The sequence below is a fragment of the Pseudoalteromonas prydzensis genome (assembly GCF_011050055.1).
GTDB lineage: Bacteria > Pseudomonadota > Gammaproteobacteria > Enterobacterales > Alteromonadaceae > Pseudoalteromonas > Pseudoalteromonas prydzensis_A.
Window position 1 is genome coordinate 1 of sequence record NZ_DRGM01000200.1, and the last position, 21,637, is coordinate 21,637.

General features: G+C 42.4%; 17 protein-coding genes. 5 read left to right on the forward strand and 12 right to left on the reverse strand.

The window, feature by feature from the left end; translation table 11 throughout:
• The 4 genes from ENH88_RS20535 to ENH88_RS20550 form a co-directional block, all read right to left on the reverse strand.
• On the reverse strand, window positions 1–2,527 hold a 2,527-nt coding region (locus ENH88_RS20535; RefSeq protein ID WP_304185163.1), incomplete at its 3' end, for a TonB-dependent receptor.
• 303 nt (window positions 2,528–2,830) lie between these two features.
• On the reverse strand, window positions 2,831–3,448 hold the full coding sequence (locus ENH88_RS20540) for a LysE family translocator (protein ID WP_304185164.1): 618 nt from the start codon (window positions 3,446–3,448) through the stop codon (window positions 2,831–2,833).
• Window positions 3,449–3,631 carry a hypothetical protein gene (locus tag ENH88_RS20545; protein WP_304185165.1) on the reverse strand — a complete coding sequence of 61 codons (183 nt, stop codon included), beginning with the start codon at window positions 3,629–3,631 and terminating at the stop codon, window positions 3,449–3,451.
• A 12-nt stretch (window positions 3,632–3,643) separates the two neighbouring features.
• A complete protein-coding gene (locus tag ENH88_RS20550; RefSeq protein ID WP_304185166.1) occupies window positions 3,644–4,042 on the reverse strand; it encodes a DUF3224 domain-containing protein in 399 nt (132 codons plus the stop codon).
• Between the two features lie 88 nt (window positions 4,043–4,130).
• On the opposite strand from ENH88_RS20550, the gene ENH88_RS20555 reads away from it, so the two are divergent.
• Window positions 4,131–5,912, forward strand: a complete 1,782-nt coding sequence (locus ENH88_RS20555; RefSeq protein WP_304185167.1) for an ABC transporter transmembrane domain-containing protein — start codon at window positions 4,131–4,133, stop codon at window positions 5,910–5,912.
• A 167-nt stretch (window positions 5,913–6,079) separates the two neighbouring features.
• Here ENH88_RS20555 and ENH88_RS20560 read toward each other — a convergent pair whose 3' ends face one another.
• Both ENH88_RS20560 and ENH88_RS20565 read right to left on the reverse strand, forming a co-directional pair.
• On the reverse strand, window positions 6,080–6,712 hold the full coding sequence (locus tag ENH88_RS20560; RefSeq protein WP_304185168.1) for an OmpA family protein: 633 nt from the start codon (window positions 6,710–6,712) through the stop codon (window positions 6,080–6,082).
• 77 nt (window positions 6,713–6,789) lie between these two features.
• A complete protein-coding gene (locus ENH88_RS20565) occupies window positions 6,790–7,584 on the reverse strand; it encodes a substrate-binding periplasmic protein (protein ID WP_304185169.1) in 795 nt (264 codons plus the stop codon).
• A gap of 122 nt (window positions 7,585–7,706) precedes the next feature.
• Here ENH88_RS20565 and chrA point away from each other — a divergent pair, with 122 nt between their 5' ends.
• Window positions 7,707–8,858 (forward strand): chromate efflux transporter, encoded by a 1,152-nt coding sequence (gene chrA, locus ENH88_RS20570; RefSeq protein WP_304185170.1) that lies wholly within the window; start codon window positions 7,707–7,709, stop codon window positions 8,856–8,858.
• On the opposite strand, the gene ENH88_RS20575 is transcribed toward chrA, so the two are convergent.
• From ENH88_RS20575 to speA, 3 genes are all read right to left on the reverse strand, one after another.
• Window positions 8,821–10,080 carry a mechanosensitive ion channel family protein gene (locus ENH88_RS20575; RefSeq protein WP_192542472.1) on the reverse strand — a complete coding sequence of 420 codons (1,260 nt, stop codon included), beginning with the start codon at window positions 10,078–10,080 and terminating at the stop codon, window positions 8,821–8,823. The genes chrA and ENH88_RS20575 overlap by 38 nt on opposite strands.
• 131 nt (window positions 10,081–10,211) lie before the next feature.
• Window positions 10,212–11,105: an acyltransferase gene (locus tag ENH88_RS20580; RefSeq protein WP_304185171.1), complete on the reverse strand. Its 894-nt coding sequence runs from the start codon at window positions 11,103–11,105 to the stop codon at window positions 10,212–10,214.
• A 64-nt stretch (window positions 11,106–11,169) separates the two neighbouring features.
• Window positions 11,170–13,047: a biosynthetic arginine decarboxylase gene (gene speA, locus ENH88_RS20585; RefSeq protein WP_304185172.1), complete on the reverse strand. Its 1,878-nt coding sequence runs from the start codon at window positions 13,045–13,047 to the stop codon at window positions 11,170–11,172.
• 198 nt (window positions 13,048–13,245) lie between these two features.
• On the opposite strand from speA, the gene speE reads away from it, so the two are divergent.
• Window positions 13,246–14,109, forward strand: coding sequence for a polyamine aminopropyltransferase (gene speE / locus ENH88_RS20590; RefSeq protein ID WP_304185173.1), 864 nt, complete (start codon window positions 13,246–13,248; stop codon window positions 14,107–14,109).
• 64 nt (window positions 14,110–14,173) lie between these two features.
• Here speE and ENH88_RS20595 read toward each other — a convergent pair whose 3' ends face one another.
• The 3 genes from ENH88_RS20595 to ENH88_RS20605 all read right to left on the reverse strand — a co-directional run bounded on the left by ENH88_RS20595 (window position 14,174) and on the right by ENH88_RS20605 (window position 17,691).
• The gene (locus ENH88_RS20595; RefSeq protein ID WP_304185175.1) at window positions 14,174–15,775 is read right to left on the reverse strand and encodes a methyl-accepting chemotaxis protein; all 1,602 of its coding nucleotides are present in this window, start codon (window positions 15,773–15,775) and stop codon (window positions 14,174–14,176) included.
• 70 nt (window positions 15,776–15,845) lie between these two features.
• Complete coding sequence (locus ENH88_RS20600) at window positions 15,846–17,075, reverse strand: hypothetical protein (RefSeq protein WP_304185177.1); 1,230 nt, start codon at window positions 17,073–17,075, stop codon at window positions 15,846–15,848.
• Complete coding sequence (locus ENH88_RS20605) at window positions 17,062–17,691, reverse strand: methylamine utilization protein (protein ID WP_304185178.1); 630 nt, start codon at window positions 17,689–17,691, stop codon at window positions 17,062–17,064. Before ENH88_RS20605 ends, ENH88_RS20600 begins: the two co-directional genes overlap by 14 nt.
• Window positions 17,692–17,879: 188 nt before the next feature.
• Between ENH88_RS20605 and ENH88_RS20610 the strand changes: the two genes are divergently transcribed.
• Both ENH88_RS20610 and ENH88_RS20615 read left to right on the forward strand, forming a co-directional pair.
• On the forward strand, window positions 17,880–19,922 hold the full coding sequence (locus ENH88_RS20610) for a glycoside hydrolase family 97 protein (RefSeq protein ID WP_304185179.1): 2,043 nt from the start codon (window positions 17,880–17,882) through the stop codon (window positions 19,920–19,922).
• Window positions 19,923–20,201: 279 nt separating this feature from the next.
• The gene (locus ENH88_RS20615) at window positions 20,202–21,605 is read left to right on the forward strand and encodes a hypothetical protein (protein ID WP_304185180.1); all 1,404 of its coding nucleotides are present in this window, start codon (window positions 20,202–20,204) and stop codon (window positions 21,603–21,605) included.
• The last annotated feature ends 32 nt before the right edge of the window (window positions 21,606–21,637 follow it).

The window sequence follows — 21,637 nt, forward strand, 5'->3', positions numbered from 1 at the left end:
ATGAATAGCTACCGTTAAACCCAAGGCCATCAAAAGGGGCGGGTAAAAACGAAAATACTTGCGTGTAGGCAAGTTCAATACCGCGAATATAACCGCCATTGGCGTTATTTACCGCGGTTGTGTAAGTGCCGTTAGTTGTGGCAACTTGCTCGCCACTGACAGGGTTTTCTATATAGTCAGGGACGTTAAAACCATTGCCTTTAAAGTCAAACCCTTCAATGGCAATAGTATCGATAAACGAATCGATGTTTTTATAAAAACCTGCGATCACTAGCGCACCATCTGACTCATCAAAATAATGCTCATAAGAGATATCGTATTGGTCGGCATAAAACGGTTTTAAGAATGGGTTATTGGTACTTGAGCCGTTAATTTTACCGGTGGTTTTATCAGCCTCTGCGCTGGCATCCCCCGCTAGGCGATTGATTGGCGGGCGCGACATAACTTTAGCCGCAGCAAAGCGTAATTGCGTGTTATCGGTTAGCTGAAAGTTTAAATTAAGCGATGGCAGATAATCGGTATACGTTGTGCCAAGTACATTAGGTAAATAATTTTGATTTATGATGCCGATACTGTCGGTAATGTTTTGTGCACCCAGTGATAAATCACCATTGACGTTTTCTAAAATAGTAGCTGATTGGTCGGTATCAACACGGCGAATACCTATATTACCCAGTACCGGCATAGTGCCGATTTCAGTATTGATATTAAGCATGGCGTACGCTGAAAGCACTTCTTCGTATACTGAGCCACTTTGTAACATGGTCCATGAGTAGTTAGTGGTATAGCCTTGTGTATCAGGTATTTCATCGCCATCAAGATCGACAACGCCATCGGCGTTACCCCAGGTTTTAACTGGCTCCGGTGCGCCTTCAGGAAACCAAGCATTAAGCGCTTTGTCTAAATCAATCGCCAAATATGATGGGAAATAACTAAAATCACCTTCCCAATCAACAACATTTACCATGTCATTGGTTAAACGCAGTGGTGGCTCAGTTGCTGAGAAATCACCGTCATTGCCGTATTCAAACACTGAGCGGTTATTGCTGTATTCACGATCAGAATAACGCGCGCCAAATTCAACAGAGCTAAACCAGCTGTTATTAAGCTCATATTTAAAATCAAGGCGATAAGCGCTTACTTCGTCTTCATTTTGATAAGGGTAAATACCGTATTTACTGACCATTACCCGGTCGATATCGCTAAATGCAGCGGCTTGATTAAAGCCGACATCCGGCAAATTAAGCCCATTAAGTTGGTAGTTTATTGATACGTTTTTATCTAACACCGGCTCTTGCGCTGTAGCATCTTCGGCAACTAGCGCCCACAATAAACCATTGCGGAAATTACTTTTAGCTTGTGACAGCGACACATCAACATTAACGTTTAAGCGCTCTGTCACTTGCCAATCGGCGTTAACACCGTAGCTATCTACCTCATCAAAATCTTGGTTATCATCATTGACAATTTCAACGCGAGTATAGCTTTTTGAAGTACGATTAACAGAGGCGCCAACCACTGAATTGCCCTCTAGCTGAGCGTTTGTATAAGTGGCCGTTGGGCCGCCTAATTTTACTCGTAAACCACGGGCAAACGATTCAGTATCAAAGCGTGACAAAAATACATCACCCTTTAATTTAAAGTTATCTACCGGTGCCCACTCAATCGCCGCCATATAACCGTTACGGGTTTCTTCACCCCCTAAATGCTGGAGCTCAAAACCTTCGCTGATATATTCGTTTTCTGGTTTTACTTCAGGGCCATTAGTATCATTAGCAAGGCCATCTACGTCTTTATGATCGTTATAAGCAAGGCCAATAAATTGCGTTGCAACACTAGGTTGAAATAACCGTGCATAGCCAAGGGCGACACCTAAAGTATCGTCAAGATACTTACCTTGATAGGAAAAGCTGATGCGATCGCCAAACTCAGTGGCATCATTCACCTCTGACGCTCGGTCGTTGTACATACCTCTGGCGTTCACCACAAACTTGTGTTGCTGATCATTATTAAGCGGGCTGGCTGTTTGCAGCTCTACCGTACCTGCCACGCCGCCTTCAATTAATGACGCCTTTGGTGATTTATACACCGCAGCTGAGCTGATCAACTCAGACGGATATTGATCAAACTCAATACTACGACTGCCGCTAGTTGAGACTTGCTCGCGACCATTCAAAGTTGAAAATACAAAGCCACCGGACATACCACGAATGTTGATTTCAGCCGCTTGGCCGCCGGTTCGTACCGCAGAGATCCCCGGCAGTCGTGTCAGCGCATCCGCCATAGATACATCGGGCAATGCCCCTAAATCATCCGCCGACAACTGCTCTGATACCGTATCGGTAAAGCGTTTTTGATTAAGTGATTGAATTAAACTACGACTAAAGCCACGCACTTCAATGACTTCAAGGTCTTCTTCTAGTTGTGGTTTTTTTACGGTGCTTGGTGCGTCACTTTCAGCCGCAGCCAATGCATTGCAGGTTGCAAACATCGCGAGCATTAACGCACTCAGTTTGAATTTCCCCATGAGTTTCCTACCCTATTGATTTTATAATTGTGTGCTGTTTATTTTTAATTTGTGGATAAAATAAAACCAATAAAGTGTAACTAAAAAGTAAATTAAGTGTGATGAATACGTATGCACCAGCAAGGGCAATAGCTAGCAAGGAAAGGAACTTAGTCACGAGGTGCTGCGATCATGTAGATAACGTAAAATATATCGACCAGCTAACAGAGAAAGTCAGCCATACGTCGTTATTTCACAGGAGCATTAAAAATTACTAAGAACAGCTTTTAAGGTAAGCAGTAAGGATTGCAAAAATTGAATAAACTACACCATTAGCACCACTCTTATTGCTAGCCCTATAAAAACCACCGCTAATATTTTATCAAGCCAAGGGGAAGATTTGGTAAAAGCAAAGCGCTTTTTTGAAAGCTCAGTCAACGCTGCAACAAGCAGATACCAGCCAGTATCAATCATAAACACGGTTAAACACATGATCATACCAACCTGAAAATTTAAGTTTTCAGGGTCAATAAACTGTGAGAACAAGGCTAAAAAAAATACCGCTAATTTAGGGTTTAGAAATGCAATAGCAAAGCCATCTTGCAAAGCCTGTTGAGCACTGCCACTTTGCTGAGCCACTTGTAGCTCACCATCGCTTGGTTTAGCTAATAAGATTTTAAGACCTAAATATGCCAAGTACGCTGCACCTAAGTAAACTAGCACTTGATACACAGTGGGAAATTGCAGCATTAGTGCACCGAGACCAAGTAACGATGCAGCAGCATAAAAACCGACCCCCACACCATGACTCAGCGCCGCCAACATGCCGTTTTTCATACTGCCATGAATACTGTGTTTTAACACCACAGCCAAACTAGGCCCAGGTGACATTGCGCCCATCATACAAATGGCGACTAAACTGAGCCAAAATGATAGTGTCATCTACAACTCGTTATTTTCGATGAGCAAAGCATAGCCATTCGCTTCACCGAAAAACCCTGTGATTGAGCTTACATTTATGACTTTCCAGCCATCTTGGTTTAACTGATATATCTTTTCATTAAGTGCTTCAATATCTGCGCCACCAAAAAAACGCGTCTTTTTAAATTCTATTACTTTTTGCACTGCTATAACCTTTTAAAGTTGATACTCAAAATCATAAAAATGAATACCAGCTTCGATGCGAATTGCCATTTTTCCGCTAAGCCCTGCAAGTTCATGACTGCCAGAATCTGGCACTACTTCTAAAATCAGACGATCTTGGCCTTTGTCCATAGTGCCAAAATGCTGCAGTACAAAACTGCCCTGTTTGCCTGCAAGTGTACCAACCACTTGTTCAATTGCTACATAACCAGCACTACCTTGAGTAGCTGTCATGGCACTGAGCATTTCGCCGGTGCTGGTCGCCTCCAGCTCACCAGTAAAGATTTTATCAATCGACATGCGTCCTAAATTTACGCCATCAATGCCTTTGCCATAGCCTTCGATGGGGTTGAGTTTAACGTTAAATTCGCCCGTTACTTTTTGAGTTGCCATGTTAGTCCCTTAGTTGTTATGAGCTTGGTTATTGAAATTATGATTTAAGTAACCATATCTATACCCTATTCACCAAAAAGAATCCAGCATGAGCACCAATAAAGCCGAGCCAAAAGACAAAGCTGCTTTTAGTAGTTTGATTCCGATTTTTCAGTTTATTAAACCCTATAAATGGGTGGTATTTTCGGCGCTTGTGGCGCTACTTGTCACCGCTGGAGTTAATTTATCGTTAGGCCAAGGGGTTAAGTTTGTCATCGATCATGGCTTTATTGCAGGCTCCCAAGAACAGTTAAAACAAGCCATCATAGTGCTGATTAGCTTAATTAGCTTACTCGCAGTGGGAACATTCAGTCGCTTTTATTTAATGTCGTGGATTGGTGAACGAGTTAGTAACGATATTCGCAAAGCGGTATTTGATCGCATAGTTACTTTGCATCCAAGCTATTTTGAAGAGAACCGCAGCGGCGAATTAATGTCGCGCTTAACAACCGACACCACTTTATTGCAGTCAATCATTGGCTCGTCATTTTCCATGGCACTGCGCAGCGCACTGATGTTGGTAGGTGGTTTAGCCATGTTGTTATTTACTAATTTAAAGCTCACTTTAGTGGTAGTTGCCTGTGTGCCGCTGGTGTTAGTGCCAATGATGGTGTTTGGCCGTAAAGTGCGCAAACTTGCCAGCTCTAGCCAAGATGCGATTGCCGATATCAGTACCTATGCAGGTGAGATCATTCAAAATATTAAAGTAGTGCAAAGTTATAGCCATGAACAACGTGAGCAAGCCGCATTTGCCGTTGAAACCGAAAAAGCCTTTAAGGTTGCGAAAAGCCGTATTAAACAACGTTCATTTTTAATTGCAGCGGTGATATTTTTAACCTTTAGCGCCATTAGTGTGATGCTGTGGGTCGGTGGTAGTGATGTACTGGCAGGGACTATGAGTGGTGGTGAGCTAGGTGCATTTGTGTTTTATGCCATTATGGTGGCAATGTCGGTAGCAACGGTGGCCGAGGTCTATGGCGAGCTGCAACGCGCGGCGGGTGCCGCAGCAAGACTACTTGAATTACTCGCGGTAAAAAGCGAAATAGTTAACCCAGTACAACATCTTGATGACCAATTACACAACAATACTGATTTAGCCGCCATAGAGCTCAGTAATATTACCTTTAACTACCCGTCTCGCCCTGATGTTAGTGCACTTAAAAATGTATCACTCAGTATTCAACAAGGGCAAACCGTAGCGATTGTAGGCCCTTCTGGTGCTGGTAAAACCACGTTATTTGAATTACTACAACGTTTTTACGACCCTGCCACTGGCGCTATAAAATTCCATGGCATTGATATAAAAGATCTATCACTGAATACGCTACGAAACAGCATGGGCATGGTGGCACAAAACCCGATATTGTTTAGCTCTGATGTGATGCATAACATTCGTTATGGCAACCCAGATGCAACCGATGAGCAAGTATATGCTGCAGCCAAACACGCTCATGCCGATGAGTTTATTGCGCAACTACCTAATGGTTATGAAAGCTTTTTAGGTGAGCAAGGCGTGCGTTTATCTGGCGGACAAAAGCAACGTATTGTGCTTGCGCGAGCAATCTTAAAGGATCCTGAAATACTACTGCTTGATGAAGCAACCAGCGCTTTGGATGCACAAAGTGAGCATCATGTGCAAGCCGCGCTGGAGCACTTAATGCAAAACAGAACCACCTTGATCATTGCTCATCGCCTCGCCACAGTAAAACATGCAGATATGATTGTGGTAATGGAACAAGGTGAAATTATAGCAACAGGGACTCACCAAGAGTTATTGGCAAGTAACCCGCTTTATCAAAAACTGTGTGAATTGCAGTTTAATAAGGATTGAAAGCGGTAAGCGGTAAGCGGTAAGCGGTAAGCGGTAAGCGGTAAGCGGTAAGCGGTAAGCGGTAAGCGGTAAGCGGTAAGCGGTAAGCGGTAAGCGGTAAGCGGTAAGCGGTAAGCGGTAAATAATCTCAATCATTTGCTTAGGTAGCAAATGATTGAGATAAAACATTAACCTTCAGTATTAGGTACGATTTGAATTTCTACACGGCGGTTTTGCGCGCGGCCGTTGGCGCTGTCGTTACTGGCGATTGGACGAGTTTCGCCGTATCCACGAGTACTAATACGCCCAGCTAGAATTTGCTGATTCACTAAATAACCTTTCACACTCTGCGCACGCTGCTCAGATAGGTTCATATTGTAGCTGTCTTTACCTGTGCTATCTGTATGACCTTCAATGCTTAGGTACGTTTTTTCATATTTGTTCATCACTTTTGCAATGGCATCTAAAGTGTTATGAAACCCCGATGAAATATACGATTGATCGGTGGCAAAAGTGATATTAGATGGCATCACTAAACGTAAGTTATCGCCTTCACGCACAACCTCAACACCTGAGCCGGCGAGCTCATCACGAAAGGCCGCTTCTTGCTTATCCATGTAATCACCAACCGCAGCACCGGCTAGCGCACCAATGGCGGCACCAATAAAGATACGTTTATCATCATGATCTCCCGTCGCCTTACCTAGTACAGCCCCTGTAGCTGCACCAATGCCAGCGCCCATGCCGGTGTTGGTGGTTTCACAACCCGTTAGTAATAGCCCAACAATAGTCGCAGTTAGTAATGGTTTGGTTAAAGTCATGGTATTTCCTTGGTTATTATTTCTTTCATTAACATCTATTATGCAAAAATTGCAATGAACGAAATATGAAGAAGATGTTAAAAGCGCAGCGCTTGTTCATTAAGTGGCGGCAACTTATAGGGGGCAATTATTTGATTGAGCTGACCATTAGTCGCCATGGTTTTCATTAATACTTCAATCTGTTGCGCAAGTAGAGTTGTTGAAAACTGCTTACTTAGCGCAAGGTAGCCATAGATTGTATCATTAAAACGATACTGCATTTTAAGCAATTTATTGGCTGGTTGATTTAACACGCTCATGGCATGATCTGCGGTATCTTCGACTGCAATAACTAAATCTGCCCGATCTTTTAATAACAGTTCAATAGCAGTACTCTCAGCCAAAACAGGCACTTTAATCAACATCTTATCGTCATCAAAACGTTTGAAATGTGCAGCGCCACGCATCACTGCGATTTTCTTACCATATAAATCATCATAGTTTTTGATTTGTAATTGACTATCTTGGCGCGCGTAAAATACAAATGACGAGCTTAAAACCATATAAGGTGGTGTTACAAATTGCATCCTTTGTTGGCGCTTAGCGGTTAGGATCAAACCGCCCATCGCATTAACTTCGCCTTGCTCTAACATTCTTACACAGCGTGAAAATGGGCAACCAACCAGCTCTAACTTAAAAGGCAGTTGCTTTTTCATCTCCTGAAAGATATCAACAATCGCGCCTGATACTTCACCATTTTGATTAATTTGGCTATACGGTGGTGCATGATCCACAGCTAACGATATTTTTTGCACAGCCGCATTAGGTTGAATTGCAGCATAGGCGTAGTTTACAAAGGCAAAAACTATAAAAATATAAACAATAAATCGCATAACTACTTAACTTTAACAAAGCCTTTTTTACATTGTAGACAGGTACAAAGATTAAAAACCATAAAATTGTCACGAAATTTTGTCATACTTAGCTGTTATAGAAATAACAAACGAGAGAATTCATGTTACTAGCTATTTTTAAGCAGTTTTTTTTACTCGGTTGCATGAGCTTTGGTGGGCCTGCGGCACATCTAAGTTATTTTAAACGCCACTTTGTTGATAACTTACAATGGCTCAATGCTCAGCGTTATGCGCAACTGATCAGCCTTAGTCAAGCTTTGCCTGGGCCTGGCTCAAGTCAGGTTGGCTTCGCAATTGGTGTAGAACGTGCTGGGGTATTCGGTGGCATTGCTGCATTTATTGGCTTTACCTTACCTTCATTTTTGCTCATGGCGTTGCTCGCCATCAGCGCCCATCAATTTGACGCTATTTATTTCGCAATTATTGCCGGTTTAAAATTGTTTGCTGTAGTGATCGTCGCTGATGCAACGCTCAGCATGGCAAAAAGTTTTTGTACCAGCTGGGCTCTCAAAGCGCTTGCCGTATTGAGTACTTCAGTGCTGATATTAGTTCCTAACTTAAGCAGCCAAATTTTAGTACTCGTTATTGCAGCGGTAATTGGCGCTTTTTATCCTTTGCTCAAACTAGCCCCAGATGAAGCCTCTAGTGAGAGCCAAAGCCTCGCTATAAATTGGCCCGCCTTAATATTATTTGCGCTGTTATTGCTGATTAGTTTCGTACCATTAGGTTCTCAATTTTCGGCGTTTGCACCTTTTTATCAAGCGGGAGCTATGGTATTTGGCGGCGGTCATGTGGTATTGCCGGTTTTACAAGCTGGCTTACCAAGTTTACCAACCGAGCAATTTTTAAGTGCCTACGCGAGTGCGCAAGCCGTGCCGGGACCGATGTTTACCATTGCAACTTACCTCGGTGCTGAACTCAATAATAATCAGCCATTAATGGGGGCAGTGATTGCCACCTTACTAATTTTCACCCCAGGATTTTTATTGATGTTAGCATTTCAAAAAAGCTGGTTACAATTAGCGCAAAGACCGCGCTTTGCTAGCAGTATTGCCGCACTTAATGCGGCTGTGGTGGGATTTTTAGCAGCAGCACTGTATGCACCGATTTGGACATCAGCCGTTCACAATATTTGGCACATTGTGATTGTTGCGGCTGCTTTTGCATGGTTAAGACTGGCAAAGCCACCAATTTGGTGGCTGTTAATTGCCTTTATTAGTGTGGGTCTGCTTCAGTATTATTTGCCACTTTAATCGTGGGCTTAATACCGGTTGGAGTAATCGCCGCAGGACTAAATTGCCCACTGACACTTTGATAAGCACGCAAGTCAAAAATAGGCAGCACTGCAAGTAAATGATCCATGATCTCTGCTTGTAAGTGCTCGTACGATATCCAGCGCTTATCTTCACTAAAACAATAAAACTCTATCGGTAAGCCATGATTTAGCGGTTGTAACTCTCGTACCATTAATGTCAGTGACGTGTTTATTTTACTGTGCTGCTTTAAATACCCTTCAGCATAACGGCGAAACAACCCTAGGTTTGATACCGGATCAGGTAGCATATTCATTTTAATATACTCTTGTAACGCGATAGTTTGAGCAATGCTATTGGTAAGCTCATCGTCAGCTAAACGAATACTGTTCATATCAATGTTGAGTGAACGCTTAATACGACGTCCCCCCGACTCTTGCATACCTCGCCAGTTTTTGAATGAGCCTGCCACCAGCATATAAGTCGGAATGGTCGTAATGGTGTTATCCCAGTTACGTACTTTTACGGTGTTTAAACCTAAATCAATAACCTCACCATCTGCGCCGTAATTATCTACTTGGATCCAGTCACCGTAGGTTACTAACCGGTTGGCGGCTATTTGAATACTGGCGACAAAGCCTAAAATAGTGTCTTTAAATACCAATAAGGTAACCGCTGCAATAGCACCAAAACCAGAGAGAATATAAGTCGGCGATTTTTCCAGTACGATACTCACAATCAAGATTGCGCAGATCATAAAAGTAATTAATTTAACAACTTGAATTAAACCTTGAATTGGCACTTCGCGGGCAAATTCCAGCTGGTTATAAATACCACCCGCAATACTGACAATACTACTAATGATAAAACCAACATGAATAATCAGCAGCGTTTGACCAATCGTTTTAAATACCTCAGCGGCAAATTCACCAACGGGGTAAACACTGTCAAAAGTTGCCAAGAATAATACGCAACAGAGCATTCCTGCAAAGCGGCGATTGAGCTTAGTCAGCATTGGCGCCAATACCCCAATTCGCTCAGGAGATAGCTTAGTGGCCACTTTTTGAATGCCAGGCAACATTAAGCGACGGGTAAATAAATACACAACTAGCAGTGAGAACACCCCGATCGCGGTAGCGGTCAAAGAGCTAAACAACGCCGTATCAGGCACCCCTTCAAACCAAGGTTGCACAAGCTGCTGTAAATGAGTTGGAGTCGTCATGGTAATTTAATTCCTTGCTGCGTGATGCTGAATAACTGTCATTTTAACTACCTTGCTCGTTGCTTCACACTGTAACAGCCACACATTTATAATGTTGTGCTGATTTGCTTAGCTATTAGTTTCTGCGCTGATCACGTTTGTTGCTGTGACTTAACGTTTTGTTCAAGCTTAGTGAGCTGCTGCTCTTTCTCTTGCCATAAACGGTTTAACTCTGATTGAAAACGTATTCTAAACTCAGAGTCCCCGCTGTAATCGCCAATTAATTCTTCACTTACCGGTATTACCTCAACATGCACGTTGATCTGCTTTACTCGACCACTGGCAAAATCAACAAAAGTTGGTATGCCATCAGGATACTGAATAGTGACATTCACTACTTTTGAAATTTGCTCACCCATAGCTTGCATGACAAATGCCACACCACCCGCTTTTGGTTTCAATAAATGCGGAAACGGGCTGTTTTGACGGGCGTGTTTTTGTGTTGTAAAGCGTGTACCTTCGACAAAGTTAACAATACTGACTGGCATTTCTTTAAATTTTTCGCAGGCTTTACGTGTCGTTTCTAAATCTTTACCACGCAGTTTTGGGTTCTTTTTAAGCTGGCTTTTACTGGTACGAGTCATAAATGGGAAGTCCAGTGCCCACCAACATAGCCCCAGAACAGGAACGTATATCAATTCTTTTTTCAAAAAGAAGTTTAAAAATGGAATTTTACGATTAAACACACGCTGTAAAACTAAAATGTCCACCCAGCTCTGATGATTGGCAATCACTAAGTACCAGTCTTTTAGTTTGAGCTCTTCAAGGCCGGTTACACTTAGCTTGGTTGGTGTTAATAACTTTTGATTTAACGTATTAAACGTAACCCAAATAGAGGCGCATTGCTTAGCTGTCCAACTCATTAACTTTTGTAACGGTTTGATAGGAATAAGTTTAATTAGGCCACAAATAAAAATGGGAACAAACCAAATTAGTGTATTTATGGTGTAAAAGAAAATACTAAAAACACAACGGATCCAAGACATTACTACTTAATTCCTTTCATTAAAACTGTTCGGCAATTTAGAATGCAATACAAGAGTATCGCAATTAATCTTCAAAATATGTATACCCTTCAAGGCCCGCATTTAGCTCAGCTAAATACTGCTGCTTAATAGAGTCACTAATGTCGAGTTGTTGTACTGTGGTAGCAAAGTTATCCGAGAAAATATCGCTATCATAATCAACAAACTTTAATACATCCTTAACACTATCCCCCTTAATCGCATTAGTAAGCTGGTAGCCTTGCTCGGTGAGTTCAACGTGCACAGAATCAGTATCACCAAATAAGTTGTGCAGATCTCCTAATATCTCTTGGTACGCCCCAACCATAAACATGGCAATGTGGTATTGCTGCCCTGGTATATATTGTGGGATAGGTAAGCTGGTTTCAATCCCTGCGCCCTCAACATATTCACGAATTTGACCATCAGAATCACAGGTAATATCTTGAATAATGGCGCGTTGTGTTAGCGGCTTATCAAGGTTTTCAATCGGCATTACCGGAAATAACTGTTGAATACCCCAGACATCTGGCAATGACTGAAATAATGAAAAGTTTACAAACAGTTTATCTGCCAATTTTTCGTTTAGGTCATCAAGTACTTCACGGTGCGCACGCGCATTGCTCAATGACGCACGAACGCGATGCAAAATAGTAAAATATAACTGCTCTATTTTCGCCCACTCCAGCATGCTGACTAAACCATGTACGTATTGGTCGTGCGCTTCACTAAATAAATGCATTGCGTCGTGGTAAATTTCTAGCGCCATACGCGGATTTAAACGCTGTAAACATTGCCACATTTCATCAAGCACTAATGCACTATTAGGCTCCGGCGCACTTGGGTTGCTGTGATTTGGTGCTTGCTCAACATCGATAACATCGGTGATCAACACGGCATGGTGCGCAGTTAAAGCTCGGCCTGATTCAGTAATAATCGCCGGATGCGGTAACTCATGCTGCTCGCATACTTCTGCAAACGCATTCACCACATTACGGGCGTATTCTTCTACGGTGTAATTCATTGAGCATGCACTACGCGAACCTGAACCTTCGTAATCAACACCTAACCCACCGCCAACATCCACCGTATTAAGCGGTACACCTAATTGACTTAATTCTGCAAAATGGCGGGAACATTCGCGTAAAGCACGGTGAATATCGCGAATATTGGCAATTTGCGAACCAATATGAAAATGTACCATTTGCATTAAATGCAGCTTGTTATGTTGTTTAAGTACTTCAACGGCGGTTAATACTTGCCCTGCAGTTAAGCCAAACTTGCCTTTTTCGCCACCGGTATTTTGCCACTTGCCTTTACCCACTGAATTTAAGCGGATCCGAATACCAATCGCAGGCTCTATGCCTAAGTCTTCAATTTCAGCTAACAAGGTCGTTAATTCAGAGAGTTTTTCAACTACAATTTTAACTTTGTGGCCCATTGCTTGACCAATACAAGCTAACCGTAAAAACTCACTGTCTTTATAGCCATTACAAACAATCGTGATCGGTTGTTTTGCCACCCCTAAAATCGCCATTAATTCGGGTTTTGAGCCAGCTTCTAACCCCACTAAGCCACTTGGATGCGCTAATAGTTTGCTTACCACTGAACGTTGCTGATTGACTTTTATCGGATATACACAAGTATATTGCCCTTGATAGGCACGGGCATTGCGCGCGCTACTAAATGCGCGGGTCATAGTATCAACCCGATTTTGCAAAATATCGGTAAAGCGCACTAATACAGGTAACGTTAATCCTTGTTTTTTGAATTGCTCAGTCAACTCGGTTAATGAAATAGCGGCTTTAGTTTGATCGCCATCCGGATAGGCAACCAGCTCACCTTGGCTATTAATATCAAAGTAACCATCGCTCCAATGTGCGACGTTATATGTAGAGCGTGCTGTATCTAAACCCCAAGTCATGGCAAATTCTTCTATAGTTAAGCAAGTATAAACGCACATTTTAATACGTCAGCGGCCACCAAGCTAACAAAAATTGACCTTTTCCCAAAGCACAGGTTAAATTATTCGTAGGAACAGTGAAAATTTCATTGAGCAAAACGCCAAGCACTGGCAGAATTGCCCCTTTTTCATACTCAACTCAAAAGTGTAACTAGCGACATGGCAAATTTAGATCAAAGTAAATGGTTTACCGAAATCAGTGAACGTGACGGCAGCGCGTTTTCTCTGCGCATCAACAAAAAGTTAGATGAGCAACAATCTCCTTTCCAAAAGGTTGAAATGTATGAAACAACCGACTTTGGCAACCTAATGATTATTGATGGTTGCACTATGGTAAGTAGTCGCGAAAACTTTTTTTACCATGAAATGATCAGCCACCCAGTATTGCTTGCTCACCCAAACCCAAAAAATGTAGTGATTATTGGTGGTGGTGACTGCGGTACTTTGCGCGAAGTACTCAAGCACCCGGGCGTTGAGTCTGTTACACAAATCGATATCGACGAAGTAGTGACCCAAATGTCATTAAAATACTTCCCTGAATTATGTGAAGCAAACCAAGATCCACGTGCCACAGTGATGTTTGACGACGGTATAAAATACATGCGTGAAGCCGCGCCTGAGTCTATCGATGTGGTGATTGTTGATGGTACCGATCCGGTTGGCCCTGGTGAAGGTTTATTCAACCATGCATTTTACACTAGTTGCTTAAACGCTCTTCGCACTGGCGGCATTATGGTGCAACAAAGTGAATCGCCATTGATGCATATGCCATTATTGGTTGAAATGCGCGATGCAATGACAGCTGTTGGTTTTAAAGACTTACAAACTCTGCCATTTCCTCAGCCAATTTACCCAAGTGGTTTATGGTCAGTAACGCTTGCTCGTAAAGATGAAGCTTTCGCAGGCTTTAGAGAAGAGTCAGCCGCTGAGCTTGCGCAAACTACAGAATACTACAACAGCGGTATTCACCACGGCGCACTGGCAACACCAAATTATATGAAACGCGCTTTCGAGAAAAAGTAAACGTTAGCTACTAACAACGCAAAAAGGGTTCTATCGAACCCTTTTTATTACCTACAGCAAGAAATTAAACTTTAAAGCGCTGTACTAGGCGGTTTAATTCATCGGTTAATTGATTCATTCTTACCGCGACTTCTTCGGTTGAACGTGCCAGCTCGCCACCTTGCATGGTTTGATCGTTCAATGACGATAAATTATGGCTAATTTCTTCTGCTACTGCGGTTTGCTCATCGGTAGCTTGCGCTGTTTGCATGGCCATATCGTTCACTTTTACTGATGACTCTTGCATCGCATTAAGCACATCATTGGTTTGCGTAAACGAGGCTACGGCTTCATCCGCAAAGCGTTTGCCACCATTAATTGCCGTTAAAGATTGTTCGACACTATTGGCAAATTGCTCAACCATTTGTTGTATATCGTTAGTGCTTTCTTGAGTGCGCGTTGCCAAGGTGCGTACTTCATCGGCGACCACCGCAAACCCTCGCCCTTGTTCGCCAGCACGCGCCGCTTCAATAGCAGCATTAAGCGCGAGTAAATTAGTTTGCTCTGCAATCGCGCGGATCACCTCCAGCACTTTTGCTATATTATCGGAGCTTTGTTGCAGTTCGGTTGATTTGTTACTGGCATGTTCCATATTTTCAGATAGCGCGACTATTTTATCACTCGAATTAGCCACAGCCGTCAAACCTTGCTTAGCCAGTTGCTGTGAATTATCAGCCTCTTTTGAAGATTGCTGCGCCACATTGGCCACTTCGCGACTAGCAACACTCATTTGATGAACTGCACTGACGATTGATTCAGATGCTTGGCTGAGTTTTTGAGTGATCTGATTATTTTGATTTGCGAACTGACTTAAATCAGTCCCTAAATGGTTGAGTTCATTAGCTTGCCCTAAAATATCACGGATCAGTTGCTGCAAATTATCTAAAAAGCGATTAAATGCAGTGGCCAGCTCGGCAAATTCATCTTGGCTTGCTATCGCTATACGTCCTGTTAAATCACCATCCCCAGAAGCAATATCATTAATTCGCGCTGTCACATAATGCATTTGCTTCGTTAGCTGACGTGGGATCATATAACTAAACCAAGCTGAAATCGCTAACAGTACCACCACTATAGTCAGTAAAAACCATTTCGTTGTGGTGATCTTCTCTAGCAGTTTTTGTTTTTCTTGTTTCGACGTCAACTCAGCTTGTTCACCTGCTTTATCTAAAATATCGCGCAGCGCTGCAAACTCAGTATCGGCCTGTTGATTCTTTTGCTTGTTTTGCGGGTCGTTGATAAACGCGTTTGATGCTGATAACCATTTAGTAAAGGCACTATCAAAGCCACCAAACTGTGTAGTCACTTGCGGGTAGGCTGATAAAAAATGTAAATATTGATTAAAACGTTCGCTCACTTGCTGTGCATTTTCTCGGTGATCTTGCAGCTCTTCTGCACTGCCCATCTTATTAGTTACTAAGTGTAGTTCGGCCACTTTGGCTTGATAGAGATCGCGGTCACTGTTAACCACGACTGAAATAGCATTTAGAAACCGCTCAGATTGTGCATCTAAAGCAACTTTTTGTAAGTTAATTAAGTATGTGTAGCCTGTGATCAGCACAATTATTGCAATCCCAAGTAACACAATTGGAACGGAGCTTTTAACACGAATACTCTGTAATTTCATGTTTCACCTTATACGTAAAAGTGCAGTATCAATCGATACTTAAAGATAGTTCAAACGCACAAAATTACCATTAATAGCGCCACTGCAGATTTAAACTCAGTTGTTGTTGCGATAATTTGCTGGCCATTGCCATTGCCTCACGGTTATCTGCCTGACTATGTAATGCAGAGCCTTCAATACCAAGTTGCCATTGCGGGGTTAACTGATAGCGCCATGTTGCGGTAATAGCTTCGCCATGGCTGGCGTTTGGATCAAACGCCCAATCATCATGATCGGTTACCTCAAAAAAATCATAACGTACGGAAAAACGATGTTTTGCGATTTTGTGGCTAAGTAACGCAAAATGACTGTAAAAGTCATTATTAACGCCACGGTTTTTGCCCATTGCCGTTTTGCCAGACATAGCTTGTACTATCAAACGTGTTTGAGCTGTCAATTTATAAAGCCAAGCAGCACTGGCAAAGCGAGTATCCCATGCATACTGACCCGTAGCATAATTTAGCGCAGCAGGATCGCCATTATTATCGTAATAATAAAAACGAAATTGTGATTTTTTTAAATAATCCCAGTGCATTCCCAGGTAATAACCAAAGCGTCCATCAACCTCTTCAAAGGGCAGCACCTGATTTGCCTGATACTGAAGTTGAGGGGTATTAAATGAAGCAATTGGTGCAAAGGCAATACTTTCATTAAAGGTGGTTTGACGGTCATGTAATGCAAAGCCACGCCACGCAAGTAATGTTCCTGCAGGATCATTACCTTTAAAAGTAGCAGCAACGAAGCTAAAGCTATGGGCACTGTTAAAGCTGCGACCAGGCCGCTTGATAGTGGCCTCAACTCCAACGGTACGTACCTCTTCACCTAGCCATGAGTTTATTGCTGAGTTAGTATAATTATAAGGCGAGAGCCAACCCATATCGGGGTTTTCTAATGACAATAGTGGGTAAAAACCACCTACCCGCAAATGCCATTTATAGTTACTTTGTGTGAGTGGCTGATACTGCAAATAGGCCTGACTAAAACCTAGGCTCGACTGCGGATCTTGGTAAGCATTAATAACCCCATGCGCTGACCAAGCGGTCGTTAAATCGACTCTAAAATCAAGCAAACCTTGTGACAGTACAATGCCATCATTATCACTGTCATACCGGTACAGCCCTACCCCACCTTGTTGCCAACTCAATTGTTGATCACCTTTAACAGCACTTAGTTGCACTAAGCCCTTTACTTGCGCAAACGCATTAATACTGCATATTAATCCCAGTAAATTAACAGCAAAAATGGCTTTATTCATAGTCATCAAATTCATCAACCGCAATGGTAATACGAGGCACAATAGATTGCTCTATTTGATAAACAATCGCTGCACTGGTGAGCGCGATTGCTTTGCTTTCAGTTTGACTAATATCACTAAACCCTTCATGCCATACATTAAGCTTAAAATCACCTTGTTCTGGAGTCAGTTCAATTTGCCCTTGGTTATTTGTAATGCCATAAAATAGGCTATCAACCACCACAATATAACCCAACATCCAATCATGGATATTACAACCTAGCTCAACGACCCCAGTTTGTTCAAAACGGATCGGGGCTTGCGGTTGTTCACGATACAGCTTTAATTCAAATGGTTTAGCTGTTGAAAACGAATAAACGTGATGCATGATTGAATCCGCATTTGGAAACTCAACCTGTGCATTTTGCGGCACCACTAAAACATGAGGAGTAAACTGCCGCGCTTTTTGCGTCATAGTAAATGGCGAGCTCACTGGCAAGGTTGATAGAGTATTATCTGTTGCAGTTAGCCACACCACCGCATTCGCAAGCGGCTGCTGGTTTTGATCATTAATGGTGATGGTTACAGCATGACTTTTATTCATCATAAAAATAAATAAAGTAGCGATAAATAGTTTGCTCATCTAAATGTCTTATTATTTGGCTTTATTCATTATAGACCGATTCAATTAATACTTTGTTAATTTTATTTTGCATACTTAGCTAAAACTTGGCCGACTAATAAATTGAATACGTATGCAGCCATCTCGTAATCAAGGCGCTTGCGCTTTATGCTAAATGATTCAATTAGGTTACACCTCAAGGAACAGCTATGCGATTACCTTTGCTACTTCTACTTGGATTTTCAAGTGCTTGCTTTGCTAAAGACGCGACGATTCAATCTCCAAACGGAAACATAAAAATAACCATTTCGGATCAGCAAGCTACACCCAGTTATAAGATCAGCTTTAACGGCAAAAATGTTATTGAAAACTCATCACTTGGCTTTGAATTTAAGCAACAAGCCGCCTTTGCTGAAGGTTTTACAATAACCGACGTTAAAAGTTCTCAACATGACAGCCAATGGCAACAACCTTGGGGTGAACGCCAAACCGTTATTGATAAACATAACGAAGTTGCCGTTACCTTTAGTAAACCAGCGCCACAAAGCGGCACATACACGGTTCGTTTTCGAGCCTTTGATGAAGGCGTGGGTTTTCGTTACGAAGTACCGAAACAAGCAGGGTTTGAAAACATCGAAATCACGAAAGAACTCACCGAGTTTGCCATTAGTGGTGCAGATAAAGCCACCGCATGGTGGATCCCTGCGCGTGGTTGGAACCGTTATGAATACGTTTATAACACCAGCCCACTACAACAAGCAGCGCTGGTACACACCCCATTTACCTTTAAAAATGCTGACGATGTCCATGTCAGTATCCACGAAGCTGCACTGGTTGATTACGCAGGCATGGTGCTCAATCAACGTCGTCCAGGGACTTTACAAGCCGACTTGACGCCTTGGTCTGATGGCATCGCAGTTAAAAAGCACGGTGCATTTAATACTCCGTGGCGTACAGTACAAATTGGCGAAAAAGCCATTGATTTGATCAATTCAGATATTATTTTAAACCTCAATGAAGCAAACAAGCTCGGTGATGTATCGTGGGTTAAACCAGGTAAATACGTGGGTATTTGGTGGGGTATGCACATCAATGAAACCACCTGGGGCAGCGGTGAAAAACACGGCGCAACCACACAAAACACGAAATATTACATGGATTTTGCGGCTAAATATGGCTTTGATGGCGTATTAGTTGAAGGTTGGAATATTGGCTGGGATGGCGACTGGTTCTTCAACGGTGATGTATTTAGCTTTACTAAACCTTACGCTGATTTTGATATTGCAGAGCTTACTCGTTACGGCAAACAAAAAGGTGTGCAACTGATTGGCCACCACGAAACCTCAGGCAACGTAACTAACTATCGCGAGCAAATGGAAGACGCTTATGCGCTGTACGAAAAATCTAACGTCAGCCAAGTAAAAACGGGCTACGTAGCAGATGGTGGTAACATTAAACGTATTGATGAAAACGGCATTGCTCGCCATGAGTGGCACGATGGCCAATTTATGGTTAATGAATACCTACACAGTGTAAAGCTCGCCGCTAAACATAAAATTAGTATTAATACTCACGAACCAATTAAAGATACCGGCCTGCGCCGTACTTACCCAAATTGGATCGCCCGTGAAGGTGCTCGCGGCCAAGAGTTTAATGCGTGGGGCACACCGCCAAATCCACCAGAGCATATTCCAATGCTGGCTTTCACGCGTATGTTGGCAGGGCCAATGGACTTTACCCCAGGTATTTTTGATATGGGCTTTAATGGCTTAGGTGCTGATACTAACCGTCCGCAAACCACGTTAGCAAAGCAGTTGGCTTTGTATGTGGTGTTGTACAGCCCAATTCAAATGGCCGCTGATCTTCCGCGTAACTATTTAGCCAAACCGGATGCTTTTCAGTTTATTCAAGACGTACCTACCGATTGGCAGCAAAGTATTGCTCTCGATGGTGAAGTTGGTGACTTTGTAGTATTTGCTCGTAAAGAGCGTAAACGCGATGGCTACTCAGGTAACGATTGGTACTTAGGTGCCGTGACCGACGAACAAGCACGTACACTTGAAGTAAAGCTCGACTTTTTAGATAAAGGCAAAAAGTTTGCAGCGCAGATTTATCGTGATGGCGATAAAGCCGAGTGGAAAAATAACCCATACGATTTAACAATAGAAACACGCGTTGTTACGGCGGCTGATAAGCTAACTCTCAACCTTGCCACCAGCGGTGGTACAGCGATTAGATTTAAAGCATTGTAATAGCAAACTTATAAACATATTAAAGTAATGGCTAAGCGCGAGTATAACTCGCGCTTATTCGTTTTAAGACTAAGATACAGCTGCCCCCTTAAAACCGTTCGGCAACAACCACAATTATTAATCCAATAACCCCAGTAACAACAAAGCACTCGACTTGAGCAACCTAAATACTGGCTGACTCCTTGCTGCAATGTCGTGTAATAGATTTCTTATCTGTAGTGACCTACTTTGTATTGATAAAAATTATTTAGCTCAATTAGCAACTGTAGGAACATTATCATGGCACCTTTTAAGTCCGTTACAATCGCCGTTGTGGCATTAGCCTGTTTAAGCTCGCTAACCGCTCATGCAACTGGGAAATTATCTGCTCAATATGCGTCGCAAACTAATTGTGGTGCTCAAAGCGATTGGTTTAACTCTCCAGTTAAACCGCCTAAAGAAGGTAAAGATAGCCCGTTTGCATTGGTCAACGGACAAGATAAATCCACTAACTGTGACTTTCATCAATGGTCTTGGCAGAAGTTTCTGTATTTAACTCAAATAGATAAAAAGACCAATCAACTAGTCATGTTTGGCGATGACTACTTGCAAGTAAACAATGAAATGATGCCTTATCTTGAGCCTTGGAATGATTTACTCAATCCCACCGGCTTTAAATTAAGTGCTCAACTAATTTTAGAAGATACCACTCAGGCAGGTAGTAGCCATGGCGAGTTATTTACAAAATATGGTAATCAGCCTGCTTACTATTCAATTCATATAAACCGTGAATTCATCAAGTCGGCAGCTAAAACTCCCATTACCAGCAGTGATCAGTTTGCTGTGGGCTCGGTTGAAATAAAAGCAGCCTGGTTGGCAACAGAGCAACTACGCGCGCTATATTCTGAACAAGAGATAGACGCGCAGTTTTATACTCGTCAAGCACTGATCAAAGCGGATAATAAAACCATCCGTAGCAGTAAGGTCGCATTAATCGGTATGCATGTTGTTGGGGTAGTAGAAAATCACCCGGAATTTATTTGGGCCACCTTTGAACATCAAGCATCAACGCCTGATTATTACGGTTCAACGAATGCGTTTAAAAAAGTCACTACAGCTTACGATGCAAATAAAGTGGTAAGCGATAGCGATAACTTTATTTTTTATAGAAAAAACACCACGGCTGGCGACGCTAACCTAAGCTACCCACAAGGTGAAACCACCACTAATACGTTTAGACTTTACCAATTTGGTGTACCTAACGGCGCACCCTATACAACAGTCGCCACAGCCACACAGCAAAACCAAGATGCAGAAAATTTTAATAATATTCAGCAACTCAACCTCAGTGTTAATAAAAATTTAGCAGCACAAGGCACTCATTGGCAACACTATTTTTATGCTGGCAGTGTCTGGTTAAGTACCCAAGGTTATCAATTTAGTAATGGCATTAGCGGCAATATTGTACCGCCTAATGCTAACGACAAATTGCGTGGCTCACTGGCGCTTGCCAATATAACGCTAGAGACCTATACCCAAACCTATGGCGATCCCAATCAAACTGCTAATTATTCAATTAACAATTGCTTTGCGTGTCACGGCATTAGTGCGGGTCAATCCACCATGGCCGTTAGTCATATTTTTAACAACTTTGAAAAGTTACGCAGCAGCAATCAACAGCTCAATGTGCAAGCAGCTCAATAATAGTGAACTTGCGGAAAAGAACTTTTAGAGCT